Source organism: Acinetobacter pollinis (assembly GCF_015627175.1).
GTDB lineage: Bacteria > Pseudomonadota > Gammaproteobacteria > Pseudomonadales > Moraxellaceae > Acinetobacter > Acinetobacter pollinis.
On the sequence record NZ_VTDQ01000008.1, the window covers coordinates 25,216 to 51,723 of the forward strand.

General features: G+C 36.8%; 17 protein-coding genes and 1 pseudogene. 12 read left to right on the forward strand and 6 right to left on the reverse strand.

Annotated features, from left to right (window positions below; all coding sequences use genetic code 11):
- Positions 1-45 precede the first annotated feature (45 nt).
- Genes ppx through I2F23_RS05040 form a run of 5 tightly spaced genes read left to right on the forward strand, consistent with a single transcriptional unit; the run spans position 46 to position 5,162 of the window.
- Positions 46-1,566: an exopolyphosphatase gene (gene ppx / locus I2F23_RS05020; RefSeq protein WP_195771471.1), complete on the forward strand. Its 1,521-nt coding sequence runs from the start codon at positions 46-48 to the stop codon at positions 1,564-1,566.
- A gap of 35 nt (positions 1,567-1,601) precedes the next feature.
- Entirely contained in the window at positions 1,602-2,426 is an 825-nt protein-coding gene (locus I2F23_RS05025) for an acetyl-CoA carboxylase carboxyltransferase subunit alpha (protein WP_195771472.1), read from the forward strand.
- A complete protein-coding gene (tilS, locus tag I2F23_RS05030; RefSeq protein WP_195771473.1) occupies positions 2,363-3,718 on the forward strand; it encodes a tRNA lysidine(34) synthetase TilS in 1,356 nt (451 codons plus the stop codon). The genes I2F23_RS05025 and tilS overlap by 64 nt, the downstream gene beginning before the upstream one ends.
- 22 nt (positions 3,719-3,740) lie before the next feature.
- Positions 3,741-4,580 (forward strand): pyrroline-5-carboxylate reductase, encoded by an 840-nt coding sequence (gene proC / locus I2F23_RS05035; protein WP_195771514.1) that lies wholly within the window; start codon positions 3,741-3,743, stop codon positions 4,578-4,580.
- A 12-nt stretch (positions 4,581-4,592) separates the two neighbouring features.
- Positions 4,593-5,162: a YggT family protein gene (locus I2F23_RS05040; RefSeq protein ID WP_195771474.1), complete on the forward strand. Its 570-nt coding sequence runs from the start codon at positions 4,593-4,595 to the stop codon at positions 5,160-5,162.
- A 43-nt stretch (positions 5,163-5,205) separates the two neighbouring features.
- Here the strand turns inward: I2F23_RS05040 and trhA are convergent, their stop codons facing one another.
- Complete coding sequence (gene trhA / locus I2F23_RS05045; RefSeq protein ID WP_195771475.1) at positions 5,206-5,859, reverse strand: PAQR family membrane homeostasis protein TrhA; 654 nt, start codon at positions 5,857-5,859, stop codon at positions 5,206-5,208.
- Positions 5,860-5,958: 99 nt separating this feature from the next.
- Between trhA and I2F23_RS05050 the strand changes: the two genes are divergently transcribed.
- Positions 5,959-7,179: a class I SAM-dependent methyltransferase gene (locus I2F23_RS05050; RefSeq protein WP_195771476.1), complete on the forward strand. Its 1,221-nt coding sequence runs from the start codon at positions 5,959-5,961 to the stop codon at positions 7,177-7,179.
- A gap of 36 nt (positions 7,180-7,215) precedes the next feature.
- Here I2F23_RS05050 and I2F23_RS05055 read toward each other — a convergent pair whose 3' ends face one another.
- The 3 genes from I2F23_RS05055 to I2F23_RS05065 all read right to left on the reverse strand — a co-directional run bounded on the left by I2F23_RS05055 (position 7,216) and on the right by I2F23_RS05065 (position 12,121).
- Entirely contained in the window at positions 7,216-8,898 is a 1,683-nt protein-coding gene (locus tag I2F23_RS05055; protein ID WP_195771477.1) for a glycoside hydrolase family 13 protein, read from the reverse strand.
- Positions 8,899-9,100: 202 nt separating this feature from the next.
- Positions 9,101-10,915 carry a glycoside hydrolase family 13 protein gene (locus I2F23_RS05060; protein WP_195771478.1) on the reverse strand — a complete coding sequence of 605 codons (1,815 nt, stop codon included), beginning with the start codon at positions 10,913-10,915 and terminating at the stop codon, positions 9,101-9,103.
- A gap of 195 nt (positions 10,916-11,110) precedes the next feature.
- On the reverse strand, positions 11,111-12,121 hold the full coding sequence (locus I2F23_RS05065) for an AraC family transcriptional regulator (RefSeq protein WP_195771515.1): 1,011 nt from the start codon (positions 12,119-12,121) through the stop codon (positions 11,111-11,113).
- Positions 12,122-12,519: 398 nt separating this feature from the next.
- Between I2F23_RS05065 and I2F23_RS05070 the strand changes: the two genes are divergently transcribed.
- The 5 genes from I2F23_RS05070 (at position 12,520) to I2F23_RS05090 (ending at position 19,459) form a co-directional block, all read left to right on the forward strand.
- Positions 12,520-13,752 (forward strand): carbohydrate porin, encoded by a 1,233-nt coding sequence (locus I2F23_RS05070; protein ID WP_195771479.1) that lies wholly within the window; start codon positions 12,520-12,522, stop codon positions 13,750-13,752.
- A gap of 180 nt (positions 13,753-13,932) precedes the next feature.
- A complete protein-coding gene (locus tag I2F23_RS05075) occupies positions 13,933-16,341 on the forward strand; it encodes a glucose/quinate/shikimate family membrane-bound PQQ-dependent dehydrogenase (protein ID WP_195771480.1) in 2,409 nt (802 codons plus the stop codon).
- 161 nt (positions 16,342-16,502) lie between these two features.
- The gene (locus tag I2F23_RS05080; protein ID WP_195771481.1) at positions 16,503-18,146 is read left to right on the forward strand and encodes a nitrite/sulfite reductase; all 1,644 of its coding nucleotides are present in this window, start codon (positions 16,503-16,505) and stop codon (positions 18,144-18,146) included.
- Entirely contained in the window at positions 18,139-18,630 is a 492-nt protein-coding gene (locus I2F23_RS05085) for a DUF934 domain-containing protein (RefSeq protein WP_195771482.1), read from the forward strand. The genes I2F23_RS05080 and I2F23_RS05085 overlap by 8 nt, the downstream gene beginning before the upstream one ends.
- A gap of 124 nt (positions 18,631-18,754) precedes the next feature.
- Positions 18,755-19,459, forward strand: coding sequence for a M15 family metallopeptidase (locus I2F23_RS05090; RefSeq protein WP_195771483.1), 705 nt, complete (start codon positions 18,755-18,757; stop codon positions 19,457-19,459).
- Positions 19,460-19,805: 346 nt separating this feature from the next.
- Here the strand turns inward: I2F23_RS05090 and I2F23_RS05095 are convergent, their stop codons facing one another.
- Positions 19,806-21,236 (reverse strand): argonaute/piwi family protein, encoded by a 1,431-nt coding sequence (locus tag I2F23_RS05095; protein WP_195771484.1) that lies wholly within the window; start codon positions 21,234-21,236, stop codon positions 19,806-19,808.
- A pseudogene (locus tag I2F23_RS05100) lies at positions 21,233-22,681 on the reverse strand (SMEK domain-containing protein). Before I2F23_RS05100 ends, I2F23_RS05095 begins: the two are co-directional and overlap by 4 nt.
- A gap of 299 nt (positions 22,682-22,980) precedes the next feature.
- Between I2F23_RS05100 and hsdR the strand changes: the two are divergent.
- Positions 22,981-26,496: a type I restriction-modification system endonuclease gene (gene hsdR, locus I2F23_RS05110; RefSeq protein ID WP_195771487.1), complete on the forward strand. Its 3,516-nt coding sequence runs from the start codon at positions 22,981-22,983 to the stop codon at positions 26,494-26,496.
- Positions 26,497-26,508: the final 12 nt, after the last annotated feature.

Consider the following 26,508-nt stretch of genomic DNA (forward strand, 5'->3'; position numbering starts at 1 on the left):
AGTGGATTACTCTAAGTAACAATTCATTTTGAGTTTTTTTGCACGATGTCCGATTTTCTGATAGATGAAGAATTGCTTGCAGCAATTGATATGGGGTCAAATAGTTTTCACTTAGCCATTGCAAAAGTTGATCATGGTGAGGTGAAAAAAGTTGTTTCAATGTCGGAAAAGGTACAACTGGCTGCGGGTTTAGATGAAGACGAAAATTTAACAGAAGCGGCACAGCAACGTGGACTGGCATGTCTTGCACGTTTTGTTGGGCGTTTAAGCTCTGTACAAACCAATCGGTTGCGTATAGTTGCAACGAATGCTTTGCGTCAAGCAAAGAATGGCCACGAGTTTATGCAAAAGGCTGCTGAAATATTACCAAAACCAATTGAGATTATTGCTGGACGTGAAGAAGCCAGACTCATTTATTTGGGTGTGTCGCATACTATGGCAAATGGTGGGCGTCGTTTGGTGGTTGATATTGGTGGCGGGTCAACTGAATTTATTATCGGTGAAGAGTTTGAACCCATTCATACAGAATCATTGCAAATGGGATGTGTTGTATTTACAAATCGTTTTTTCCCAAATGGCGATATTTCTCATAAAAATTTTCAAAAAGCATTTGTAGCAGCTTGTAAAGAATTAACAGCGATTGCAAATACTTATCGTGCTGAAGGATGGGACACTGCGGTAGGTTCAAGTGGTACGATTAAAGCATGTCGTCAAATTATGATTAACATGGGTTTAAGTGATGAACAAGAAAGCATCACACGTGAAGGCCTAGAAAAATTAAAAGATAAACTTTTAAAATATAAGCATGTTTCAGATTTAGATTTTGATGGACTAAAAGAAGATAGACGAGCAGTTTTGCCAGCTGGCCTTGCAATTTTATACGCTATTTTTGAAGTGATGGAAATTGATCGTCTGATGTTCTCTGATGGTGCATTACGAGAAGGCGTCATGTATGACTTGTTGGGCCGATTCAAACATGAAGATATAAGAGATCGTAGCGTACAAGCTTTGGTTGGGCGCTATGGTGCCGACGTTAAACAAGCAGATCGTGTGGTAAAAACAGCACAGCATTTGTTTGAAAATGTTGCGGATGATCTGAAATTAACGAATGAAGACAGTGACTTACTAAGAAGAGCGGCTTATTTGCATGAAGTTGGGTTAGCAATCAGTCATGGTGGCTATCATCGACATGGTGCATATTTACTGCAACACTCAGATATCCCAGGGTTCTCACAAATTGATCAAAACCATCTGTCTGAGTTGGTAGCACATCATCGACGTAAGATTAAAAGTGAAGCAAAAAATGAAACGCTTAGACATGGTGGAATGTCACTCGTTTACCTTTGTTTGCTCCTAAGGTTGGCGGTTTTATTAAATCATAGTCGTAGTGATGAGATGCTTCCTGCCATTGAATTAAAGGTACTGAATGAGCAACAATGGCAACTGACTGTTTCTGGCGATGCGAAACAATGGCCATTACTGGTTGCAGATCTGCATGATGAGCAAACGCAATTTAAGCATTGGGACATTGATTTGATCATTCAGTCGGAAAAATTTATCGATTAACTCGATTTAGTTAATTTAAGGATAATATTCGACCTATGAAAAATAAATCGGCTCAAACGAAAGCATGGAAAACAGTGCAAATTGCACGTCATCCTGAACGTCCACAGTTTTTAGACTATGCCAATGAGCTTTTTGAAGACTTTGATACCTTACACGGTGATCGCTTATTTGGTGATGATGGTGCAATGATCGGTGGCCTAGCTCGTTTTGACGGTAAACCTGTGATGGTAGTTGGCCAACATAGAGGGCGTTCTACTCGCGAGCGTTTACAGCATAACTTTGGAATGTGTAATCCAGAAGGATATCGTAAGTCACAGCGTCTTTTAGATTTAGCAGAACGTTTTAACTTACCTGTACTTACATTCATTGATACAATGGGTGCATACCCAGGTATTGGTGCAGAGGAACGTGGGCAAGCAGAAGCAATTGCAACAAGTCTTGCACAGCTTGCAAGTCTAAAGGTTCCTGTTATTGCAACAGTGCTGGGTGAAGGTGGATCTGGTGGTGCACTTGGTATTGGTGTTGCCGACCGTGTAATTATGCTGTCACACAGTATTTATTCTGTGATCTCTCCAGAGGGGTGCGCATCTATTTTGTGGAAAACAGCAGAAAAAGCAGAACAAGCCAGTGAAGCATTGGCATTAACGGCAGACAAACTTGTAAAAATGGGTATTGTTGAGCATGTTGTTGATGAAGGCGAGGGTGCCCACTTAAATACTGAGCAAGTGATGCAGCGTTTAAGAGAAGTTTTAAAAGAAGCTTTAGCAGAGCTAGAACCAATGGATGCTGATGAGAGATGCGAAGCACGTTACCAACGTTTGATGAAGTTTGGCAGCGACAATCCAGGGATTGTATCTTAGCAAGAGCAGATTCTGATTTCTCAGAACATGACTTCTTGATTGGGTGTAGCGGTGGCATGGATTCCATGCTGCTGCTTCATCTTTTTTCTACTTTATTTCCTCAGCGCGTTCGCGCGATTTATGTAGATCATCAATTACAATCTTTAAGTAAAGACTGGGCTCAGTTTGTTTTCCAATTTTGTCAAAAGATGAATATACTATGTGTTATTGAGCGAGTGGTGGTTCAGTCTGGAAACTTGGAGTTACAAGCACGTCGGGCTCGTTACGATGCATTTAAGAAAAATCTTCAAACGAATGAAATATTAGTTCTTGCACATCATCAGCAAGATCAGGCAGAAACACTTCTTCTAAGGCTGTTCTCGGGTGCAGGTGTCACAGGGCTTTCTGCTATGAGAGAAATTGACCGTCGTGCAGATTTAACAATTTGGCGTCCATTACTTGGTTTGTCTAGACAGCAGCTTCTACATTGGGTAACACAGTTTCAACTTAAGTTTGTAGATGATCCCACAAACTTTGATGAACATTATGATCGTGCTTGGGCAAGAGCAATACTGTGGCCAGTACTAGAACAAAGATTCCCAAAGATGCAAAATTCAATTGCACGTACTGCATATCTTATGCAAGATGCAGATGAAATTTTACAGGAAGTTGTTCAACAAGATATTGATGCATGTATTTTAAACGATAAATTAGACTTAGAAAAATTTCTTAAACTCTCTTTACCGAGGCAAAGGAATCTTCTTTCATTTTGGATGAAAGACACCGATGGCTATAGGCCAAGCTTGGCAATGATTGAGCGTGTCCAAAATGAGGTAATACATGCACGTCCAGATGCAAAAGCTGCATTATTTTGTTCGCCATTTTGGTATACTCGCTTTCAGGAAAAGCTGTATAAACTGGTTGAGTCTGAATATTTAGCACAGCGGTATGATGTTGTTCAATCTGAAAGCGTGTATATCAGTGAAGATGAAACATTACAGTTAAGCAGTGGTTTGTTTCGTTGTCAGATAGAAAACCAAATCGGTTTAAGTGAAGAGCTACTGCATGTAGAACTTCAAATAAGACCACGAATAGATGGCGAAAAAGTGCATTTATATGGAAGAGTCGGGCATTGGCCTCTAAAAAAAGCGATTCAATCGGCTAAAATTTTGCCTTGGCTAAGGCACAGAGTCCAAATTCTGCAATTTAAGAATGTTATTTTAGGTGTGTTTACTCCACAAGGTTTTTGGTTGGCACAGTCTAAATATTGCAAAAAAAATGGCTGGCAACCAAAGCTGATAAAAAAGCATTGAGGAAGAATTGCGCGGTATGGATATAAATGTACTATTAAATCGTAAAATTGGTTTCATTGGTGGTGGCAATATTGCTCAAGCAATTATGAATGGTTTGATCATTCAAGGCTTTCCGCGAGAGCAAATTTGTGTGACTGAATCTACTGAGAGCATACGCAAAGTTTTACAAGAAAAAGATATTAGCCTTTTTACCAACAGTGCAGATATGTTGTATTGGGTAGATGTTGTTATTCTTTGTGTGGAAGCGAGCGAATTAGTAGATACATTAAAACCATTAAAAAATCTATTTAAAGAGAAATTACTTATTTCAGTTGTTCCAAGCGCAACAATTTCAATACTTGCACAACTTACAAATACATATAATATTGTAAGGGTTATGCCGAATATACCTGCATTGGTTCAAACTGGTGCGCATGGCGTATTTGCATTAGATACGGTCAGTGAGGCTGATCAGCAGTTAAGCTCTAAAATTTTTGCAGTGACAGGATTGTGTATTTGGGTGAAATCTGAAGAGGAGCTCGATGCAGTAACTGCAATTTCTGGTTCGGGGCCAGCATATTTCTTTTATATGATGGAAAGTATGATTCGAGCTGGTAAAAATATGGGGCTTGATGAAAAAACAGCTTCAGCACTTACCTTACAAACCGCTTTAGGTGCTGCCCAAATGGCAATTAGTAGTGGCTTTTCTCCAGCAGAACTACGTAAACAAGTTGTAGTACCTCATGGAGTAACGGAGGCAGCTTTGCAAGTATTTGACCGAGAGTCTATTTCTCAAAGTATACAAACAGCACTCGCAGCTGCTCAAAAACGTAGTCAAACGCTAGCTCAAGGACTTAGCGAAAGTACCAAATCATCAAGTTAGGACATAATATTTATGGGTGCAAATAGTGCGCAAATTTTTAGCATCTTATTGAATGCTGTTATTTTATTGATATTTGGAAGGTTCTTGATACAGTTGGCTATGGTAAGTCCATATAATCCAGTTGTACTTGCAACAATGAAGGCAACAAAGTTTGTAGATACGTTTAGCCGAATTTTTCCAACAGTTGCAAAAGGCAGAGTAAATTTAGCTGCTATTGCACTTTTAATCGTGCTATGTCTATTTAAAAATTTTGGTGAAATGTATTTATCTGGCACACCACCGTATAGTGCATTGTATTTGATTGTCTATACTTTTGTGACCATGATTCAAGCACTGATTAGTATTTGTCGTTATCTTATTTTTGCAACGATTATACTAAGTTGGGTCGTATTGTTTACTCAATCTAGATCTCCATATATTGAAGTTATTCAAGAGCTTGCAGAGCCATTATTAGCTCCATTCCGTCGTATTATGCCGAATATGGGTATGATTGACCTGTCACCGATGGTTGCATTCTTAGCACTATATATGGCAGAAATTTTAATGAATGAGGTGGCGAGAGTACTATTAAGTGGGCTCTAAACATATTTATATAAAAAAAGGCTATCGCAATGATAGCCTTTTTTTATATAGAGTAAGGAATTGAATATTTATAAATTGCAAGAAAATGCGAGCCTGCACCAATTAATACAAAAATATGCCAAATTGCGTGAGTATAACGAATTTTCTTTAAAGCATAAAAAATAGCACCAATGGTATAAGCTAAGCCCCCAATAACCAATAAATTTAGGCAATCTGGAGAGAGATATTTCTTCATATCATCAAACATGAGTACAGCAAACCATCCCATAGTGATATATGCAATGAGTGATACTTTACCAAAACGATGAGCAAAGAATATTTTAAAGATTGTACCTATGGCGGTCATTGTCCAAAGTGCAATTAAAATATAATGTGCTTTGGGTGTTGGAATATTTAGATATAACAATGGAGTGTATGTACCTGCAATAAGGTAATAAATAGCAGTATGATCCAGCTTTTTATACCAACGTCTTGCTTTAGCAGTCTTTGACCAATGATAAAGTGTAGAGCTTGAGAGTACGAAAATTAAACCAAAGCAATATACCCAAATGCTTAACCAACTAAGTCCTGCAAGAAATTGTGTTTTATAAATGAGTTGAATGCTTGCAATGATTGCAATTACAGCACCTAATCCATGTGTTAAAACATTCAAGCGTTCCTCTTGTATGTCATAGTTTAAGATTTGATCTGTTGTCATCATATTCACATTATTAAAAATACACTTGTATATTAATTCAATTTTGATTTTAAAGTAAGAAGATTTAAAATGGAATTGTAACTTTATTTGGATATTGTCATGGTAGTTCAACATTTTGCTTCTGAGCAGGAAAATCAGTTTTTTTACGAGATAGAAGCATTATTGAATACAAACGCTTTTGAACGTCTTGTGTTGAGTAAGTATCAAGGTGAAGAGGAGCACCTTGAAAAAATAAGTTTTAGAATTATAGAAATTCAACAACGTATAATGATTTCATCGGTATATCGTTACCAAACCCAAGATGTGACAAAAAATTACACGGTAGATGAAGCTATTTTTCAGATAAAACAATTGCTTCCTCATGCTAAACAAGCAAATTTGTGGAGTAACAAAAATGAATGGCAACTCAAAAGAGCCAAGAAAAAAGTTATTTTGACACAAGCAAAGACACAACAAGGACGTGTATTATCGAATACAAATCATGATCGTGAAAAGCAACGATATATAGATCAACAACAAGATTATTTAATCGATTTAGGTGTTACAGATCAACAGCATAAAGTTATTCCAAGTATGGCCAGAAAATGGAAGCAAATTAATAAATTTATTGAAATTTTTTCTGGTGCTTTAGATCATATTAATATGAAAGATGAGCAGTTACATGTTGTGGACTTTGGTTCAGGTAAAGGCTATTTAACTTTTGCAATGTATGATTATTTAAATAAAAATGGATGGAATCCGCATTTGACAGGTGTTGAGTTACGAGATAATTTAGTCAATTTTTGTCAAAAAGTTGCAGATAAAAATGCGTTTAATTCACTCGATTTTTTCCAAGGCGATGTGCGTAGTTATTCACCCGAGCATTTAGATGTCATGATTGCACTACATGCATGTGATATTGCTACAGATTTTGCTATTCACTGTGGAATACGTTTAAATGCTTCTATGATTATGTGCGCACCATGTTGTCATAAAGAGTTACGCCCCCAATTGCGTGCGCCTGAAGTATTACAGCCAATGTTACAATATGGTATTCATCAAGGTCAGCAGGCAGAAATGTTAACAGATACTATTCGTGCACTTTTGTTAAATGCATATGGATATGAGACCAAAGTTTTCGAGTTTGTTGCCTTAGAACATACCAGTAAAAATAAAATGATTTTAGCTGTGAAAAAGCAATCTGATGATGTCGTGCCTAATCAAGAAATTATTAAGCAAATTCAAGAGTTAAAAGAAATGTATGGTATTCAAAACCATAGTCTAGAACGTTTATTGGCAGATGAGCAGGTAGATCGACAAAGAGAAGGATGTCGTTGTTGAGGGATTAAAGGCAGTCTAAACGACTGCCTTTAATCATTAGCTCAATCTATAGATACCAGATTGCCAAGGTGCTAATTGAACCTCAGTTGCATGCTCTTGAATAGGAGATTTTGCACTACTTTCAATAACAGTAGATGTAATTGAAAGATGATCTGGTAATGAATAGTGAACGTCATGTTCTGAGAAGTTCACAAGGATTAAATATTTATAATCGCCATCAATCCGTGTATATGCATATACTGTATCATGACTTAAATCTAAATCATGATAACTGCCATAGGTGAGGGTTGGTATTTCATGTCTGAGTTGAATGAGTGATTTATAGTAGCTAAATACGGAATCGGGATCGTTAATTTGGCGAGCTGCATTAATTTCTTTGTAGTTTGGATTCACTTTTAACCATGGTGTGCCAGTAGTAAAACCTGCATTTTCTGTATCGTCCCATTGGAAAGGTGTACGTGCATTATCGCGAGAAGTATATTTGGAAGCTTTAAGAAATTCATCTGCAGGAACTTTACCTGTTTTTACGAGGTCATCCCAAAAACCTGTAACTCCAATATCATCAAAATCTTCAATGGTTTCGAATGGATAATTGGTCATACCTAACTCTGTACCTTGATAAATAAATGGCGTAGCAGGTTGGGTTAAAATTATGGTTGCTAATGCTTTTGCAGACGCAGCACGCCATTCTGGACGGTCATCGCCAAAGTGAGAAACAACGCGTGGGTTATCATGGTTATCTAGGAAAAAGGCATTCCATCCATGCTCACCCGCTGTTTGGTGTAAGTCATGAATAATTTTTCTAAAATGAGGAAGGGTCCAGTCTTTACGACGCCACTTTTCGGCATGGTCTACATCTAATCGTACGAGATCGAATGTAAATGCCATGTTTAATTCTTTGCGACGGTGATCGGTAAACTTAATTGACTCTTCTGTGGGAACACCAAAAATTTCACCTGCAGTAACTACATCATACTCTGAAAAGACTTTTTCATTAATTTCACGAATATATTCATGAAGATGGAGCCCTTTGGTATATTCTTCATCAAAGTTAAGGACTTGTTCATGGGTAAACTCAGGAAAATCTGGAATCTTTGAAAAAGTGGCAACAGTATCTAATCTAAATCCTGATACACCTTTATTTAGCCAAAAGCGAAGCATTTCGTATAAATCTTCACGTACTTTTGGGTTGTCCCAATTTAAATCAGGCTGTTCTTTGGCGAAGTAGTGTAGGTAATATTGGCCAGTTGTATCATCTTTTGTCCAAGCAGACCCACCGAAGAAAGATGGATAGTTATTGGGTTCATCTCTCCAAAAGTAGTAATCACGATAAGGATTATCTTTACTGCTTCTACTTTGCACAAACCATTCGTGTTGATCACTAGAGTGGTTAATCACAACATCAACCATTAAACGCATACTACGTTTTTGCATTTCAGCAATCAGGCGGTCGAAGTCTTCCATGGTTCCATATTCTTCCATGATTTTTTCATAGTGACGAATATCATAACCATTGTCTTTATTTGGTGAGTCATAATGAGGATTAATCCAAATTGCATCAATACCCAAGTTTTTTAAATAGTCTAATTTTTCAATAATACCGTTAATGTCTCCAACGCCACTACCATTTGTGTTTTTAAATGAACGTGGATAAACCTGATAGAAAACGGCTTGTTTCCACCATGTTGGAAGCTGTGACGATTTTTGAATTTGAGTCATAATTTTCCCACTATATTTTTGAATATTAAATCAATTTGTATTAAAAGAATTTGCGATAACTAAAGTTATTCTATATAGAACATTCTATTTGAATTAATAATGATTGTATGATGGAGTTTGGTTATTTATTTAACAAAATATGAAGAATATGATAAAAAAGCCCTATCAAATGATAAGGCTTTTTATGATTGGGATTTAAAGATTAGTTAATTTTGTAGATTCCTGACTGCCATGGTGCAAGCTTAATTGAAGTTGCATTTGCTTTTACAGTTGATTTGGCATTGCTTTCAACGACAATAGACTGGATAGAAATTCCTTCCGGTAATTTGTAGTTAATCGCTTTTTCCTTAAAGTTTACAACCACTAAATACTTTTCATTACCATCGATACGTGTATATGCATACACATTATCATTATTTAAGTCTAGATCTTTATACTCGCCATAAGTTAAAGCAGGAATTGCATGTCTAAGTTGAATCAGCTTACGGTAGTAGTTATACACTGAATCTGGATCATTAATTTGACTTGCAGCATTTACTTCTTTGTAGTTTGGATTGATTTTTAACCATGGTGTACCCGTTGTAAAGCCTGCATTTTCATTTGCATCCCACTGAAATGGTGTACGTGCGTTATCGCGACTTGTAAAACGAGCAGCTTTTAAGAATTCTTCTTTAGACACTTGACCTGTTTCTACAAGATCTTTCCAAGAACCTTTGACACCAATATCATCAAAATCTTCTATACCTTTAAATGGGTAGTTGGTCATACCTATTTCGGTACCCTGATAAATAAATGGTGTTGCACGTTGAGTTAGAATGACTGTAGCTAATGCTTTTGCAGAAGGTACACGCCATTTTGGACGATCGTCACCAAAGTGAGAAACAACACGTGGATTATCATGGTTATCCAAGAAGAAAGCATTCCAACCATATTGGCCTGCCGTTGTATCTGCTGTATTTACTGTTTGACGGAACTTAGAAAGTGTCCAGTCCGTACGACGCCATTTTGCTTTTGGATCAACATCGATACGAATAAGATCGAACGTAAATGCCATGTTTAGCTCTTCACGACGACGGTCTGTAAATCGGATAGAGTCTGTTGCTGGAACACCAAAAATTTCACCTGCAGTGACTGCATCGCTGTAATGAGAGAAAACTTCTTGATTCATTTCATGAATGTATTTGTGCAGATTAGGGCCTTTGGTATATGCCTCATCGAAATCTTTTTTCTGATTTTCAGAAAGATCTGGAAATTCAGGTATTTTTGAGATAGTTGCAACGGTATCTATACGCATTCCAGATACACCTTTATCTAGCCAGAAACGCAGCATTTTATAAAGGTCTTGTCTAACTTTTGGGTTGTCCCAATTTAAATCTGGCTGTTGTTTTGCGAAGTAATGTAAATAGTACTGATCTGTTTTCTCATCTTTCGACCAAGCTGATCCACCAAAGAAAGATGGATAATTATTTGGTTCTTGTCCATTTTTTCCATCTTGCCAGAAATAATAGTCGCGATATGGATTATCTTTACTGCTACTACTTTGAATAAACCATGGGTGTTGGTCACTTGTGTGGTTAATAACAACATCGACCATTAGACGCATATTTCGTTTTTTCATTTCAGAAATAAGGCGATCGAAGTCTTCCATGGTGCCATATTCTTTCATGATGTCTTGGTAATCGCTGACATCGTAGCCGTTGTCTTTATTTGGTGATGCATAATGCGGATTAATCCAAATTGCATCGATCCCTAAATTCTTTAAGTAATCTAATTTCTCTATAATTCCGTTAATGTCTCCAACACCGCTTCCATTGGTGTTTTTAAATGAACGTGGATAAATTTGATAAAATACGGCTTGTTTCCACCAAGCTGGCAGTTGTTCTGACTTTTGAATATTGTCTTCGGAAACTGATGTGACTGACGCAGGCTCCGCTGCAGTTGCGGTTTGAATCCCAGAAAAAGCCATTGCTATTGCAAAAAAAGGCGCAATAGCAGAATTAAATCTGCAATTAAGCATTACGTACGCTCCATGGTCGTTATATTTAAACTGTCGAATGATCCTTATATATTTATAGTATATATTATGTAAAATAAAAATATGGCTAAAAATTGATCTTTCTGTTTAAGGAAGGCTTAAGTTATTTTTATTTAAGGAAATTTATATTAAAAAATGTGAAAACCCTCACGAAATGTGAGGGTAAAAGAGAAGTTTTTATAAAGATCCGTGTAATTGTCTATAGAGACCTGGGGTTACGCCTGTCCACTTTTTAAATGCACGGTGGAAGGTACTGGTTTCACTAAATCCAACCTGTTGAGCAACATCTTCTAATGTAAGCTTGGGCTGTAGTAATAAATGAATCGCAGCATCACGACGTAGAGCATCTTTCACGCCTTGATAACTTCTACCTTCCGAAGCAAGTCGTCTACGTAGGGTTTGTGGTGAAAGATAGAGCATGGAAGCAACATCATTTAATGTTGGCATTTCTTCGCCAATATGGCTTTTAAGCACATCACGAATACGAGAGGTTAGAGAGTTAGTATTTTTAAATTTTACAAGTAGTTGTGCAGGTGCATACTTTAAAAAGTCTTCTAGTGTATCTGCATTCTGACGGATTGGAAGATCTAAATAGTCAGCAGCAAAGGTGACTTCTGTTCTTGCCATATCGAATTGAATCACAGGTGCAAAGAATAAGGCATCATATTCATCTGCTTGTTCGGGGCGACTATAGTTAAAATGAACACGCTCTAGAGGGATTCTTCGATCAATGAGCCATGATGCGAGGCCGTGCCAAATCATAAGCATGCTTTCTGTCATGAAGTGATCTGGGTCTTCTGTTTTGGGGACAAAAGGTACAAAACGTGCTTCATGTTTATCGTGTTCTAAACCAATAAACCAATCATCGCCAAATAAACGATAGAACTGTGTAGAAAGTTCTAGTGCTTCTCGAAGAGTTTTGGCATGAATAATGAGTTGGCACATCATTGCAAATGTACCTAGGCGTCTTGGTTGTGCAGAAAAGCCTGCATGTTCGTCCTGCGTAACCATCCAGAGCATTTTAATAAATCGGGTATATTGCTCAGGAGAAATACGTGCTTTGGATTGTTTCAATAACTCTGCTTCAATGCCTACATGGGAGAGAAGCGTTTCAACATCCATACCGAGTTTTTTAACGCCTTTAAGCGCCGCATTGACAAAGTAAATGCTAATTGTATCACGACTCACGTTGAGTCCTTCAATAGCTTTTATATTCACAAATAATAAACCTAGATGATTGTTGATGAATAATAAGACAAATTATATTGCGTTATGCAAGATAAAATATGTCACTTGAGTTATTGAAAATATCTACAAGAGAATACTTCAATGTATTTAAAATCATAGCATGCTTATTGTAGCATAAAAGCTTAAAATAGAGTAAATACTTTATTATGTCGGTTATTTTTTACTTAGTAACAAAAAATATTTATTTAAACAATTATTCTTATTTTCTATAAGTTGCTATCTAATTGATTATTAAGTTTTTATTTTTTAATTTGGTAACAAATTATTTAACCTTTGTTACAAGAATAATAGTATTCTATATCATTCAACAAAACAACAAAGGTTATGTACAAGTGGATATGTCTTCATTAATCTTTCGTTTATCTATGTCTGTATTTGTGGTATCAGGATTGACCCAAGTACATGCAGAAAATGCTTTTAATGCACAAAGCCCTTATATGTTAGGTGACTGGAATGGCGAACGGACGGCATTAAAAGAGCAGGGATACGATTTTTCACTAGAATACGCAGGTGAGCTTGCCAATTTGATGGATTCAAAAACAGCATCAAATCATGGTACAGAATATTCAGATCAAATTGCTTTAGGTGCAAATCTTGATTTAAGTAAGATTTTAGGATGGAGTGATACTCAAGCACAGATTACGATTACACATCGTAGCGGCCAGAATTTAACAAACACTTCAGATGCACTTCGTGGGCAACTGAGTTCTGTTCAAGAAGTTTGGGGTCGCGGTCAGACTTGGCGTTTAACAGATTTATGGATTAAAAAACAATTTTTAGATAAAGCGCTTGATGTTAAAGTAGGGCGTTTTGGTGAAGCTGAAGATTTTAATAGTTTTGAATGTAACTTCCAAAATTTAACATTGTGTGGTGGTCAAGTCGGTAATTGGGCTGGCGATCAATGGTACAATTGGCCTGTAAGCCAATGGGCAATGCGCGTTAAATATAATGTATCTCCAGATGTGTATGTACAAGTTGGAGCATATGAGCATAACCCTGAGAATCTAAAACGTGGAAAAGGGTTTAACCTAAGTACTGACGGTTCAAATGGTGCAATTATTCCTGTAGAAGTTGTATGGCAACCTAAGCTTTTAAATGAAGCACTTCCTGGTGAATATCGTTTAGGGTATTACTACAGTACAGTAGATACAAATACAGCAAATCAGAAGATTAAAAATAAACAGGGAAGCTGGTTCTCTGCGAAGCAACAGCTTACAGCGCATCATGGTGATAAAAACCGTGGACTTACAGGATTTGTAAGCACATCATTTTTTGATCATGACGTAAATGATATAGATGATAGTCAAGTCTCCAATATGCAAAATATTGGGTTAGAATATACAGGCTTGTTTGATGCACGCCCGCTTGATGAACTGGCTTTAGGTTTAGGTCGCATTCATAAGGCAGGTGAGCAATATGATGACGAATATAATGCCGAGTTTTACTATGGTATCCATGCTACGAATTGGTTAAAAATTCGTCCAAATGTACAATATGTTCATCATGTTGGTGCATTAAAAGATGGGAATAATGCTTGGGTGGGTGGTATTAAATTCATCACAGTATTTTAATTTTGAGTCAGTACCCTTAAAATAAGTTAAGGGTACTTATTTATACAAACCTAAATCATTCTTTTTCGTAAAGACTTCGGGTGATTCAGGTTTGTTTTATTTGTATAAAATGGTTGGCTTCGGACTAAAATGGGCGTTGGTGCCTGTTGAATTAGCTCAAGCCGGAAATTAGAGGTGATTATGGATCAACCCTCAAAGAGTTCAGGAATGAGGAACTTTACTGCCTTTATATTGGTGGTATTAGGCCTTGTCGTTCTAGGCGGTGGTGCTTATCTTGCGGTACTAGGCGGCTCTCTTTACTATATTATTGCTGGTCTGATGTTGTTGGCATCAGGTATTTTGTTATTCCGTCGTTCAATCGCGTCTTATCTTGTATACGCTGTGTTAATGTTGGGCACAACCATCTGGGGGCTTTGGGAAGTCGGTTCAGATTTTTGGGCACTCGTACCGCGTCTTGATATTTTAGGCGTTATTGGCGTTTGGATGCTTATTCCTGCTGTAACGAATGGAATACAACAGCCAAAAACACCAAGCCGTATGACATTGGCTGCAACCCTTGCGTTTGCAATTATTGTCATGGTGTACTCTATTTTTAATGATCCGCAAGAAATTAACGGTGAAATTAAAACAAGTCAGCCTGCGCAAGCAACGACAACACCTGGGGTTGCAGATAGTGATTGGCCTGCATATGGACGTACACAAGATGGTCAACGTTATTCTCCATTAACACAAATTAATGATAAAAACGTTCAAAATCTAAAAGAAGCTTGGGTATTCCGTACTGGTGATTTAAAAACTGCAAATGATCCAGGCGAGATTACTAATCAGGTTACACCAATCAAAATTGGCAATAATATGTACATGTGTACAGCACACCAATTCTTGATTGCTTTAGATCCAAAAACTGGTCAAGAAAAATGGCGTTTTGATCCAAAGCTTAAATCTGATGTAACTTTCCAGCATTTAACTTGCCGTGGTGTGTCTTATTACGATGAGAACAACACTCAAGAATTTGCAACAAGCTTGAAATTCAAACAATCTTCTTCTACTCAATGTCCTCGTAAAATTATTTTACCTGTAAATGATGGCCGTTTAGTTGCAGTAAATGCAGACAATGGTAAGCCATGTACAGACTTTGGACATGATGGCGAAGTTGACTTACAAAAAGATATGCCTTTCCCTTATCCGGGCGGTTATAACCCAACATCTCCACCTGTTGTAACTGGTACAACAATCATTATTGGTGGTGCAACAACAGATAACTTCTCTACAGAAGAGCCGTCTGGTGTAATTCGTGGTTATGATGTAAATACTGGTAAACTTTTATGGGTATTTGATACAGGTGCACAAGATCCAAATGCGATTCCTGCGCCAGGTCAAACATTCGTAAATAACTCACCGAATGCGTGGGCGCCATTATCTTACGATGAAAAATTAGATATCGTTTATATTCCAACTGGTGTGGGTACGCCTGACATTTGGGGTGGAGATCGTAATGATCTTAAAGAACGTTATGCAAACTCTGTACTTGCACTAAATGCAACTACAGGTAAGTTGGTATGGCACTTCCAAACAACCCATCATGATTTATGGGATATGGATGTTCCGTCTCAACCAACATTGGCTGATGTGAAAGATAAGGACGGTAGTGTTGTTCCTGCTGTTTATGTGACTACAAAAACAGGTAGTGTCTTTGTTCTAGATCGTCGCGATGGCCGTGCAATTGTTCCAATTACTGAGCGTCCTGTACCTCAAAAAACATTAATTGGTCCTGAAACTAAGGGTGAACGTTACTCTCCAACGCAACCTTTCTCTGATTTGAATTTAGCACCAAAAGATAAATTAACTGATAAAGATATGTGGGGTGCCACAATGCTTGATCAGTTATACTGCCGTGTTTACTTCAAGACATTGAACTATCAAGGAATTTATACACCACCATCTGAAAATGGTACGTTGGTATTCCCTGGCAACTTAGGTGTGTTCGAGTGGGGTGGTATTTCTGTCAATCCTGATCGTCAGGTTGCATTGACAAATCCACTTGCATTGCCATTTGTAACACGTTTGATTCCACAAGATCCAAATCGTAAGATTGAAACAAAAGGTGCAGGGACTGAACATGGTGTTCAACCAATGTACGGTGTGCCTTATGGTGTTGAAATCTCTGCATTCTTATCTCCACTCGGTTTACCTTGTAAACAACCAGGTTGGGGTTATGTTGCAGCTGTCGATTTGAAAACGAATGAGATTGCTTGGAAAAAACGTATTGGTACAATTCGTGATAGCTTGCCGAAATTATTCCAATTACCAGCACTTAAAATTGGTGTTCCTGGTCTAGGTGGTTCAATTTCAACAGCAGGAAACGTTATGTTTGTTGCTGGTACGCAAGATAACTATATTCGCGCATACAATATTACGAACGGTGATAAGTTATGGGAAGCACGTTTACCTGCTGGTGGACAAGCTACTCCATTAACTTATGAAATTGATGGTAAGCAGTATGTTGTGATTATGGCTGGTGGTCATGGTTCATTTGGTACGAAAATGGGTGACTACTTAGTTGCTTATGCATTACCAGATGCCAAATAATAGACCTTAAATAAAAAAGCCCAGTTTAGACTGGGCTTTTTTATGCTTAATTTTCGCGTTATCAGTAAAACCGCTATTAAATATGCAAAAAAAGCATTTCGTTGATACGTTAAATCATTCTATGCTATGAACATAGAACTTGAACTTACTAGCTAAACGCCATGTATTTATATACTGATTTCGATCAGCAACTGGTAGATGAACGAGTTGCACAATTTCGTGACCAAACACAACGTTATTTAAAAGGTACGCTTACAGAAGACGAATACCGTCCTTTGCGTTTGCAAAATGGACTATATGTTCAACGGTATGCACCTATGTTACGTATTGCTGTGCCATATGGTCTAATGAATACCAAGCAATTAAGAAAAATTGCTGATATTTCAAAACAATATGACCGTGGATATGCACATATTTCTACACGTCAAAATATTCAGTTAAACTGGCCTGAGCTTGAAGATGTGCCAGATATTTTAGCTGAACTTGCGACGGTTCAGATGCATGCAATTCAAACCAGTGGAAACTGTATTCGTAATACAACAACAGACCAATATGCAGGTGTGGTTGCAGAAGAAATTGCGGACCCGCGTCCTACGTGTGAGCTTATCCGTCAGTGGAGTACATTCCATCCAGAATTTGCGTTCTTACCACGTAAATTTAAAATTGCAGTATCTGCTGTAGCAGAGACAGACCGTGCAGCTGCGTCTTTTCATGATATTGGTGTATACATTGTTAAGAATGAGCAAGGTGAAATAGGCTATAAAGTGAAAGTTGGGGGAGGTCTTGGCCGTACTCCGATGATAGGTAGCGTCATTCGTGAGTTTTTACCTCGTGAAGAGCTTATCGCCTATTTAGATGCAGTGTTACGTGTATATAACTTGCATGGTCGTCGTGATAATAAATATAAAGCACGTATTAAAATACTTGTAAAAGCAATGACACCAGAGGTGTTTGCTGAAAAAGTAGAAGCTGAGTTCTTATATACAAAAGAAAACTTAACCGTTGATCCAGCTTTACTACAAAAAATGGATGCAGTATTTACACCATTTGAGTATGAAGTACGTCAGGATGAAGACTTTGCTGAGCTATTTGCACAGTATCCAAAATTTAAGCAGTGGTTTAATGTAAATACCCACGCCCATAAAGTTTCAGGTTACCGTATTGTAAATATTAACTTGAAACGAGCAGGTATTGCACCGGGTGATATGACTACTGAAGAAATGCATTTTATTGCAGATCTAGCAGATAAATATACATTTGGTGAGTTAAGAACAACACATGAGCAAAATATTTCGCTTGTAGATGTTGCACAAGCTGAGCTTTTTGAATTGTGGCAAACGCTTGAAAATGCAAATATGGCACGTGCACATATTGGATTCTTAACAGATATTATTTGTTGCCCAGGAGGGGACTACTGCTCGCTTGCGAATGCGAAGTCTATTCCAATTTCAGAGGCAATTACCCGTCGCTTTGATGACCTAGATACCATTTATAATATTGGTAAACTTGACTTAAATATCTCTGGTTGTATGAATGCATGTGGTCATCATCATGTTGGTCATATTGGCATTTTGGGTGTAGATAAAAAAGGTGCAGAGTTCTATCAAATTACTCTAGGTGGTAATTCGAATCATGATGCGTCAATTGGTAATATTCTTGGCCCATCGTTTGCAGCAGAGGCTGTACCTGATGTGGTTGAAGAAATATTAAATACCTATTTAGACTTACGTGAGCCTGAAGAGGAATTTATTGATACTTATCGTCGTGTAGGAATTGCACCATTTAAGGAGAGAGCATATGCCTAATATTGAATTACCTGTGCTTTTAAAAAATGGTGAGATTGTTGAAAATACTTATCAGCTTATAGAGGACGATCTGATTGTTCCTGAAGGCGATGTATTGCTGACTGTTGAACAATTGGAGTTACTGGAGAGTATTTCTGGTAAGAAAGCACTTTTTATAACTGTAGATAGTTCTCCTGAAACCATAGAGTTGCCATTAAGCAAACTAGATACGATTTTTATTGAGTTTGCTGGTTTTAATGATGGACGTGGTTATTCTTTTGCAGCACTTTTACGCCGTCACGGTTTTAAAGGTGAGCTAAGAGCAATTGGAGATATCTTTAAAGATGTGCTGAACTATTTAAAGCGCTCAGGGTTTGATAGTTTTGTCATCAAAGAGGGTAAAGATGTTCATGAAGCAGCATCTGGCTTAAATGATTTCAAAGCGCCATATCAACAGTCTACGGCGGTCACTAGTGCACATTACCAAACAGGTTCTATTGTGTAATAGAAGATATGGTTTAATAAAAAGAGTTTCTTAGTTCCTAGGGAACTCTTTTTTTATGTGGTTTACATCTGTCATATTCAGTTCTATGCTTGTCTTCTAAAACGAATAAGAATGTTATTTAAAAATGTACTATAAAAGTATTCCAAAACATCCACATATCCATTGGGATGATATGTTTCAAACAAATATTAATAGCTGTAATGAACGACTTGTGAGTACAGATATTCTAAAGTCACATCGTATTTTAACACATTCAGCATATTTCTTAGCTGGTATTAGAGGTGCTTTACCTACCTGTTATGTAAGAGCGTCTTTAATAGAAAAGTTAATACAGGTTGGCAAATCTTTACCTCCAAACATATATTTAATGATCTTAGATGGTTGGAGGCCTGTAGAAGTTCAAACACGTTTAAGAGAAAGTTTTTATCTAAAAATTCAGGAAAAATATAAGCATCTAAGTACCTCCGAACAACAAGAAATATTAAATCAGTTTGTGGCATTACCAAATGAAAATCCTAATCGACCAAGCCCTCATTTAACAGGAGGATCTGTAGATGTCACGTTATGTGATGAGGATGGAAATATTTTGGATATGGGAACAGCTTTTGATGAAATTCATACTTTGAGTTTTACAGACGCTTTGGAAGGTATGCAAGAATATCAAATGGCTTGTAAGCATCGCCGTATTCTTTACTGGGCAATGACTTCAGCAGGATTTACGAATTTGCCTTCTGAGTGGTGGCATTTTGACTATGGTAATCAGTTGTGGGCATATACGACCAAACAGCAGAGTGCGCATTATGGAATAGCCTCTTTATCTAGCAAATAAAAAAGAAGCCATAGAGGCTTCTTTTTTAAGGTAATCGTCAGATGACACATAAGTTGTCATTTTCCATTTCAAAAATTCAAGAGTTTAGCAATTTTTGCGACACATAATGACAATCTCAACGACACAAAAAGTGTCATTTTCAGAGTTTTACGACACATAAGTTATCATTTTCTAAAAATTGATTTTTGTTATAACCAAATGCATAAAAAATTAAATTATTATTTATTTTGGTCTAGCCAAAAAATCGGCATGATAAAAAGCATTGAAACTATCCATTCCAATCAATTGTGATAAGAATATTAAATGAGTGTTCGTTTACTAATCTTAAGATTTATTGTTTATATTCTCACATATAAAAACTATAGTTAACCTGAGGGTTTTCATTGGAAGGAACATACTTAATGATATCGCCAACTTTTTGGGTACACTCCAAAGTAATTGGTAATCGACCATCTAGTTGAGTATTATTCCAATTCATTTTTGTTAAACCTAGAATTTCTTTACATAATTCCTCTAAAGAAGAGTCATTTTCGTGTGCTGAAACTAATATTGGGTTTGGTATATACATTCCAGGATATGTTTTATAAAAATCTATAAATCCTTTGGTATATAGAATAGCTGTATTGTCATTTAACGTCATTAAAGTCCCTCGATGAGGAGGATAATGTCCTTCTCCAAAAAGCCTAATATTTGTGTTTGTAATTGATACAAAATCTTTAGATCGGATTCCTTTTTCTTCTATAGCCTTTGAGAAGCCTTTGATTTCTGAATCTCTAAATTTACTCGATTTATGGATAACAATTCTTGTTGGCATTTGATATAAAGCACGATCATATTCTGTTAACGCATTCAGTAATAGTTCATAGGCTTGTTCTTCATTCATGAATGGACGTTTATCGTCTTTGTCTAAGGACACTGGACTCCCCCTAAGAATAACACCATGCCCAAACTCATCAAAAACTTGAGCTAAGCTTGAAGAAACGGTTTCTCTATCAAGGCTATAATAAAAACCTACACCGATATAGCATGTCTTAGGTTTGTATTTATCTTCTACTAATCGCCATGGAACAGTTCTATTGCCTTTGTAATATAGTGCAGTACAAAAATTCCAAGCTCTAGTGGCAATATCTTGTCGACCAGCTAGTTTATCTTTATCAAGACTAGTTTCTTGGATAAGTTGAAGTGGTATACCTAAATGCATACATTTAGCCTTTAGCAATCGACGAAAATTACATTCAATTTCTTCGTTTCTAATATTTTCCTCATTTTCATTCATTGGTTCTGTTGAAGATGTATCCTTAGTCAAAGCTTTATATAAATCATCGGGAATTGCACAAATAATTACATCAATTGATCGATTTTCAGATAAAAATCTAATTTGGTCATAGTAGAGTTCAACGCAACTACGTACTCTTTCATTACGAGTCGGTAATTTAATTATCTTCATAATTTCAGTACGTTGAAGTGGTCTAGAAAATTGAGGGGAACGGATTAAGCGAGTATAGAATCCATAAGTTTGATTAATCCCTCCAAAACCACGAAATAAGTTTGGATATGGGGTTTCGGCTTTACCTAGAATCGCATGAGTACAATAATCAAGCCAAACATCTAGCATATCTAGACCTTCGCCCCGACCTACCATACCAACACGCAGTTCATTGCGTCTTAGTTCATCTTTCTTATCGTAAACTCCTTGATTTTCAATACCAGCTTTCGGGCAAATATGAATACCATTTCCGAACTCAAGACTTGGTTCATCTAAAATTTTAAGTTTCATTCTATACCCTCCCAAATTTTTTCTTCTGTATCATCTGTGATTAAAAGTGCATCAGTTAAAATTGGACCTGTTTCACTTGTCATTTCTAAAAGATTTTTATAGCTAATTTCACTAGCTCTAGAAGGAGTATCATGTGCTAGAAAGTAGGCTAAAAATCTTACAAGATTTTTTACTGATTGATTATGTTCAAGACGTTTCTGTTTAGAAAGCAGATCTTCATGAAAGCGTGATTTTTTATAGCCATTATATGTATAGAGCCAACTAGGGATAATATTACAAAACCATAGATCTTCAATATTCATGAAAGATAGTGAAAAGCTAAGATGTTTGTGATGTGCAATTTTAGTAGGGTCCTTTTTAGATAGAACCTTTTCATAAACGGTACGAGTAGCTTTTTTCTTTCCTACCCAAGTTTCTGATCTATGGTTTTCTTCTGATGTAAAATAAAAGCTTTTATTTTCTTGATTCCAATATACATCTCTAAGTTTGAGCCTTTCGGTTGTTGCTTTATGAAGTAGCTGTTTAAAAATGTTTAGATTATCTATTGTAGTACTATGACAAAGGTCTTGAGACGACAAGATTTCTATATTGTTTTTATCAACTATTCCATTGAATATATTGACATCTTTTTCTAAGTTAATAAAAGTAAAAAGTTTATTTTCATAACAGACCCAAGCATCAGAAGATTTATTAGCTAATAATAAGGCAAGCTTGACGATAAGGCTTTTATTTGCTTTATATTTCTTAAAATTTAGTTGTGTTCTAGCCTCTTTAATGATTTCTTTATCATCGATAATTAAGTCAGCAACATAGATGTTTTCAGGAAATTCAACTGACACAAGATTGCTTAGTAAGGTATGAGTTTTTTCTTCATTTTCTGATAAATAGGATATTTGTGAGTCAATTTCACCCAAAATTAGCTTAAATTCACGAAGTATTCTTTCTTGAGTTGGTATTCTTAAGGCAGTGATACGTTCAAGTAAGTCTCCTAAATCAATAATGTGTTCATTTGCATAAAATTCAAAATAATCCTCCCTTATTTGGTCTATAACACTTTGGCTATAAGACGACTGCTTTTTAGTAAGCATTAAAATAAATAATTCATCAAAGGAATTATAAAAAGTTTTTTATTTGAATTGAGTTAAAGTTTTTTTTACTTTCTCTAAGTTTGTACTTGAAGTAATTTGAAATGCTACGCGATCAAATTCATCTCCGAGGTCAATTCCAGGATAATTCTTTTGTTTCCTGTTTAAGTTCGTGAGATTACTTAAATTAAAAATCGATTTGAGAATGGGAATGAAAGCATCTTCTAAGGCGAGATTAATATCATACCTATTCTGCTTAGTGGATAATTCTACTTGGGTAATAATCCGGCTTACAACATCCCTAAGTTCATTTTCTATTTCCAAAATTTTCAAAAGACACCTCTGGATATAAATAAGCATTAAGTCAAGGTTAAGCAAATATATTTTTTATATATTAGCCTCTTAAGATATTAACGGGATCTTATTATTTGTCTAGATAGAACGATGACTTAGGTAGCACTATTAAACATTAGAACGACATGTTATGTCGCAAAATTATTTCTATGAAGTTTAGAAAAAATTATAATTTTTTTAGCTATATAGGACATTGATCAGCTAAGATGAAATTTAGTTGCCTAGTTCAAATCATAACTTGATGTAATTATAGTGTGGGTAACGGATTTTTACTTTTGATAAAAAATAAGACTGAGAGACTTAACGTGACGCCTGAATCGAAAAATTTTGGTTTTTTAGCTGAGTACGATCCCTTATTCGTTGAATTGGCTGGGGCAGCAGAAAGGGCCTTTTATAGTGATCCTAATACAACATTGATTAAACTTCGCCAGTTGGGTGAGGCTATTGCACAGCATATGGCGCTAACACTTGGTATTGAATTTAATGAGCAAACTACACAGGCTGATTTAATTTATAAGTTAAGTGGTGAGCTGCGGTTAGATAAAGTTGTCCGTGATTTATTCCATACTTTAAGGATTGAGGGTAACAAAGCTACTCACCAATTTAAGACAAAACATAAAGAAGCTGTCAGTGGTTTAGTTATAGCGCGGAATCTAGCAATTTGGTTTCATCGTTCTTTTGGTAAAGCTGGGCCAGACTTTAAACCTGAACCTTTTGTGCCTCCTGTTGATCCTAGTCAACAATTGCGAGATTTACAGGCTGAAATATCGGAATTACGAAATGATCTGCAAAAAGCCAATGTTCAAATAGATTCTAGCCAGCAGTTAAATGATTTAATTGCTAAGGAAAAGTCGGAATATGAAGCATTAGCTTTAGCAATGGATGAAGCTGCTCAGAAATTTTCGGCTCAAGCTAAAGCACATGAAGAGGCGCTTGCAAAGCAACAACGAGAATACGAAGAGAAGGTTAAGGAGTTACAGCAACAACTTTCAAATCAGAATGAAAAAGAAGTTTCTGTTAAACGTCAACAAATTGGTCGTAATGCAAGGGCTGCAAGTCAATCTATTGTATTAGACGAAAAGCTAACTCGTATTTTAATTGATCAGCAATTACAAGAGGCTGGTTGGGAAGCCGATACACAAGAACTAGATTATCGTAAAGGTACTCGTCCTGAAAAAGGGCGGAATATGGCAATTGCTGAATGGCCGATGAAGGGAAATTTTAAAGGTCAACGTGCTGATTATGTGCTCTTTGTAGGATTAACGCCAATTACTGTAGTTGAGGCAAAAAAAGAAAATCTGAATGTGGCTGGCGCTATCACTCAAGCTGAACGGTACAGTCATGGAATAACGATCGAAGCTCCACTACAAGGTGCTTGGCTGCTAGAAGGATTATCACAACCTTGGTCTGATGGTGTTGATAGCTTCTATCAGATTCCTTTCGCTTATTCTTGTAATGGTCGCGAGTATTTCAAACAATCGGCAGAACAGTCTGGAACTTGGTTTAGAGATGTACGCAGTGTGAGTAACACTAGACGTCCATTACAATCCTTTCATAGTCCAGAAGGTTTATTAGATATCCTTAAACGAAGTAAAGAAGAGGCGCAGCAAAAATTAAAAGATGAGCCTTTTGGATATTTAAAAGTTCGTGATTATCAACAAAAAGCAATTATTGCAGTTGAAAATGCTTTATCTCAAGGTGTTCGTTCAGCGCTGTTAGCAATGGCAACAGGGACTGGTAAAACAAGAACAATTATTGGTTTAATGTACCGTTTTTTAAAAACAGAAAGATTTAAACGTATCTTATTTTTAGTAGATCGTACTGCTTTAGGTCAGCAAGCGCTTGATGCGTTCAACGAAGCTCCATTAGAGCAAAACTATACGTTATCTAAAATTTATAATGTAGCTGAGCTGGGTGATATGACTGCTGAAGCAGAGACACGTGTGCAAGTGGCAACGGTGCAGGCAATGGTCAATCGCATATTTAAGAGTGATAACCCACCTCCAGTTGACCAATTCGATTGTATTATTGTGGATGAAGCCCATCGGGGGTATGCCCTAGATCAGGAAATGACTGAAGGCGAAATTGCAACTCGTGATGCCGCTCAATATCTATCTAGCTATAGAAGAGTGTTGGACTATTTTGACGCAGTCAAAGTAGGTTTAACAGCAACTCCCGCAAAACATACGAGTGACATATTTGGTAAACCCGTCTATACCTATTCTTACCGAGAAGCAGTCGCAGATGATTGGCTTATAGATCATGAGCCACCGATTCGTTATGAAACTTTACTTTCTCAAAATGGGATTAAATTTTCCAAAGGGGAAAAGGTTAATTCGATCAATACACAAACAGGCTCAATCGAAAGTGCTGAACTCGATGATGAGCTTAATTTCGAAGTTGATGCTTTTAACCGTCAAGTAATTACTAAAGACTTTAATAGAGTGATCTGTGAACAATTAGCTCAAGAAATTGATCCATTTGGTGATGAGAAGACCATGATCTTCTGTGCGACCGATGCTCATGCTGATATGGTGGTACGTCTTTTAGGGGATGCTTTTAAAGATATTTACAATGGTGGGTATAATCAGGCCGCGGTCGCCAAGATTACAGGTAAAAGTGACAAGGTTGATCAACTAATTCGTCAATACAAAAATGAGAGATACCCGAGTATTGCGGTTACTGTTGACTTACTTACTACAGGGATTGATGTGCCTAAGATTTGTAATCTTGTGTTCATGCGCCGAGTGAAGTCTCGTATTTTATATGAACAGATGATTGGTCGTGCGACCCGTCGTTGTGATGAGATTGGCAAAACTGTTTTTCGTATCTATGACCCTGTGGATATTTATGCTGCTTTGCAAGATGTAAATACCATGAAGCCGTTAGTAAAAGACCCGAATGTAACTCTAGAACAACTCTTTGAAGAGTTAACAGATCCTGAAATGTTGGACAGAGCATTAAACTGCCCTGGTGAGCAATTAGGGGAAACTCATGCGCATGTTGTCCTGAGTCAGCTAAGCCAAAAACTAATGAGAGTTTTGCGTAAAGCTGAGAAAAAAGCAGAAAATAAGCCGTTATTAAAGCAAAAGTTAAATGAATTGCACGAACAGTGGGGTGTTGAGCCTAAGACACTTCATAAGTATTTACATGATCTAGGCCCTAAAAAGGCTGCTGAATTTATGATACAGCATTCAGGTTTAGTCAATCAGTTAGCTAAAGTTGATGAACTTCTTGGTTCTGACAGGAAGCCTATTATTTCAGAGCATCAGGATGAGTTGGTCAATCGAGAACAGACTTACGGTGCAAATCAAAAACCTGAAGATTATTTAGATCAATTTAATCACTTTATTAAAGAGCAGTTGAATCAGTCTGTTGCTTTGGGTGTAGTAGTGAATAGACCTAAAAATTTAACTCGAGAGCAGTTAAAAGAAGTTAAGTTGTTGTTGGATGGCAACGGGTATAATGAAGCCAATTTGCGGAGTGCAGTTCTCCAGCAAACCAATCAAGACATTGCCGCTAGTATTGTTGGGCATATACGTCGGGCAGCTTTAGGTGAAGCATTAATTCCATTTGAACAACGTGTCATGCAAGGGATGCAACGAATTTATGCTATGCATCCATGGACATTAGCCCAACGTAAATGGTTGGAACGTTTAGCAAAGCAGCTTGTACATGAAGTCATTATTGACCGTGAGTTTGTTAATAACCGCTTTAGTGATCAGGGTGGTGCTAAACAGATGGACAAAGTACTAGGTAATCAGCTAGATACTGTTTTAGATCAATTGAGCGAAGCTATTTGGCTTTCGCAAAGTGCGTAATTTTTAATTTGG

Excerpts from the sequence above, each read along its gene's own strand:
- ppx (WP_195771471.1), top strand. The coding sequence starts at position 46 with ATGTCCGATTTTCTGATAGATGAAGAATTGCTTGCAGCAATTGATATG.
- I2F23_RS05025 (WP_195771472.1), top strand. The coding sequence starts at position 1,602 with ATGAAAAATAAATCGGCTCAAACGAAAGCATGGAAAACAGTGCAAATT.
- tilS (WP_195771473.1), top strand. The coding sequence starts at position 2,363 with ATGCGAAGCACGTTACCAACGTTTGATGAAGTTTGGCAGCGACAATCC.
- I2F23_RS05040 (WP_195771474.1), top strand. The coding sequence starts at position 4,593 with ATGGGTGCAAATAGTGCGCAAATTTTTAGCATCTTATTGAATGCTGTT.
- trhA (WP_195771475.1), bottom strand. The coding sequence starts at position 5,859 with ATGACAACAGATCAAATCTTAAACTATGACATACAAGAGGAACGCTTG.
- I2F23_RS05050 (WP_195771476.1), top strand. The coding sequence starts at position 5,959 with ATGGTAGTTCAACATTTTGCTTCTGAGCAGGAAAATCAGTTTTTTTAC.
- I2F23_RS05055 (WP_195771477.1), bottom strand. The coding sequence starts at position 8,898 with ATGACTCAAATTCAAAAATCGTCACAGCTTCCAACATGGTGGAAACAA.
- I2F23_RS05060 (WP_195771478.1), bottom strand. The coding sequence starts at position 10,915 with ATGCTTAATTGCAGATTTAATTCTGCTATTGCGCCTTTTTTTGCAATA.
- I2F23_RS05070 (WP_195771479.1), top strand. The coding sequence starts at position 12,520 with ATGTCTTCATTAATCTTTCGTTTATCTATGTCTGTATTTGTGGTATCA.
- I2F23_RS05075 (WP_195771480.1), top strand. The coding sequence starts at position 13,933 with ATGGATCAACCCTCAAAGAGTTCAGGAATGAGGAACTTTACTGCCTTT.
- I2F23_RS05080 (WP_195771481.1), top strand. The coding sequence starts at position 16,503 with ATGTATTTATATACTGATTTCGATCAGCAACTGGTAGATGAACGAGTT.
- I2F23_RS05085 (WP_195771482.1), top strand. The coding sequence starts at position 18,139 with ATGCCTAATATTGAATTACCTGTGCTTTTAAAAAATGGTGAGATTGTT.
- I2F23_RS05090 (WP_195771483.1), top strand. The coding sequence starts at position 18,755 with ATGTACTATAAAAGTATTCCAAAACATCCACATATCCATTGGGATGAT.
- I2F23_RS05095 (WP_195771484.1), bottom strand. The coding sequence starts at position 21,236 with ATGAAACTTAAAATTTTAGATGAACCAAGTCTTGAGTTCGGAAATGGT.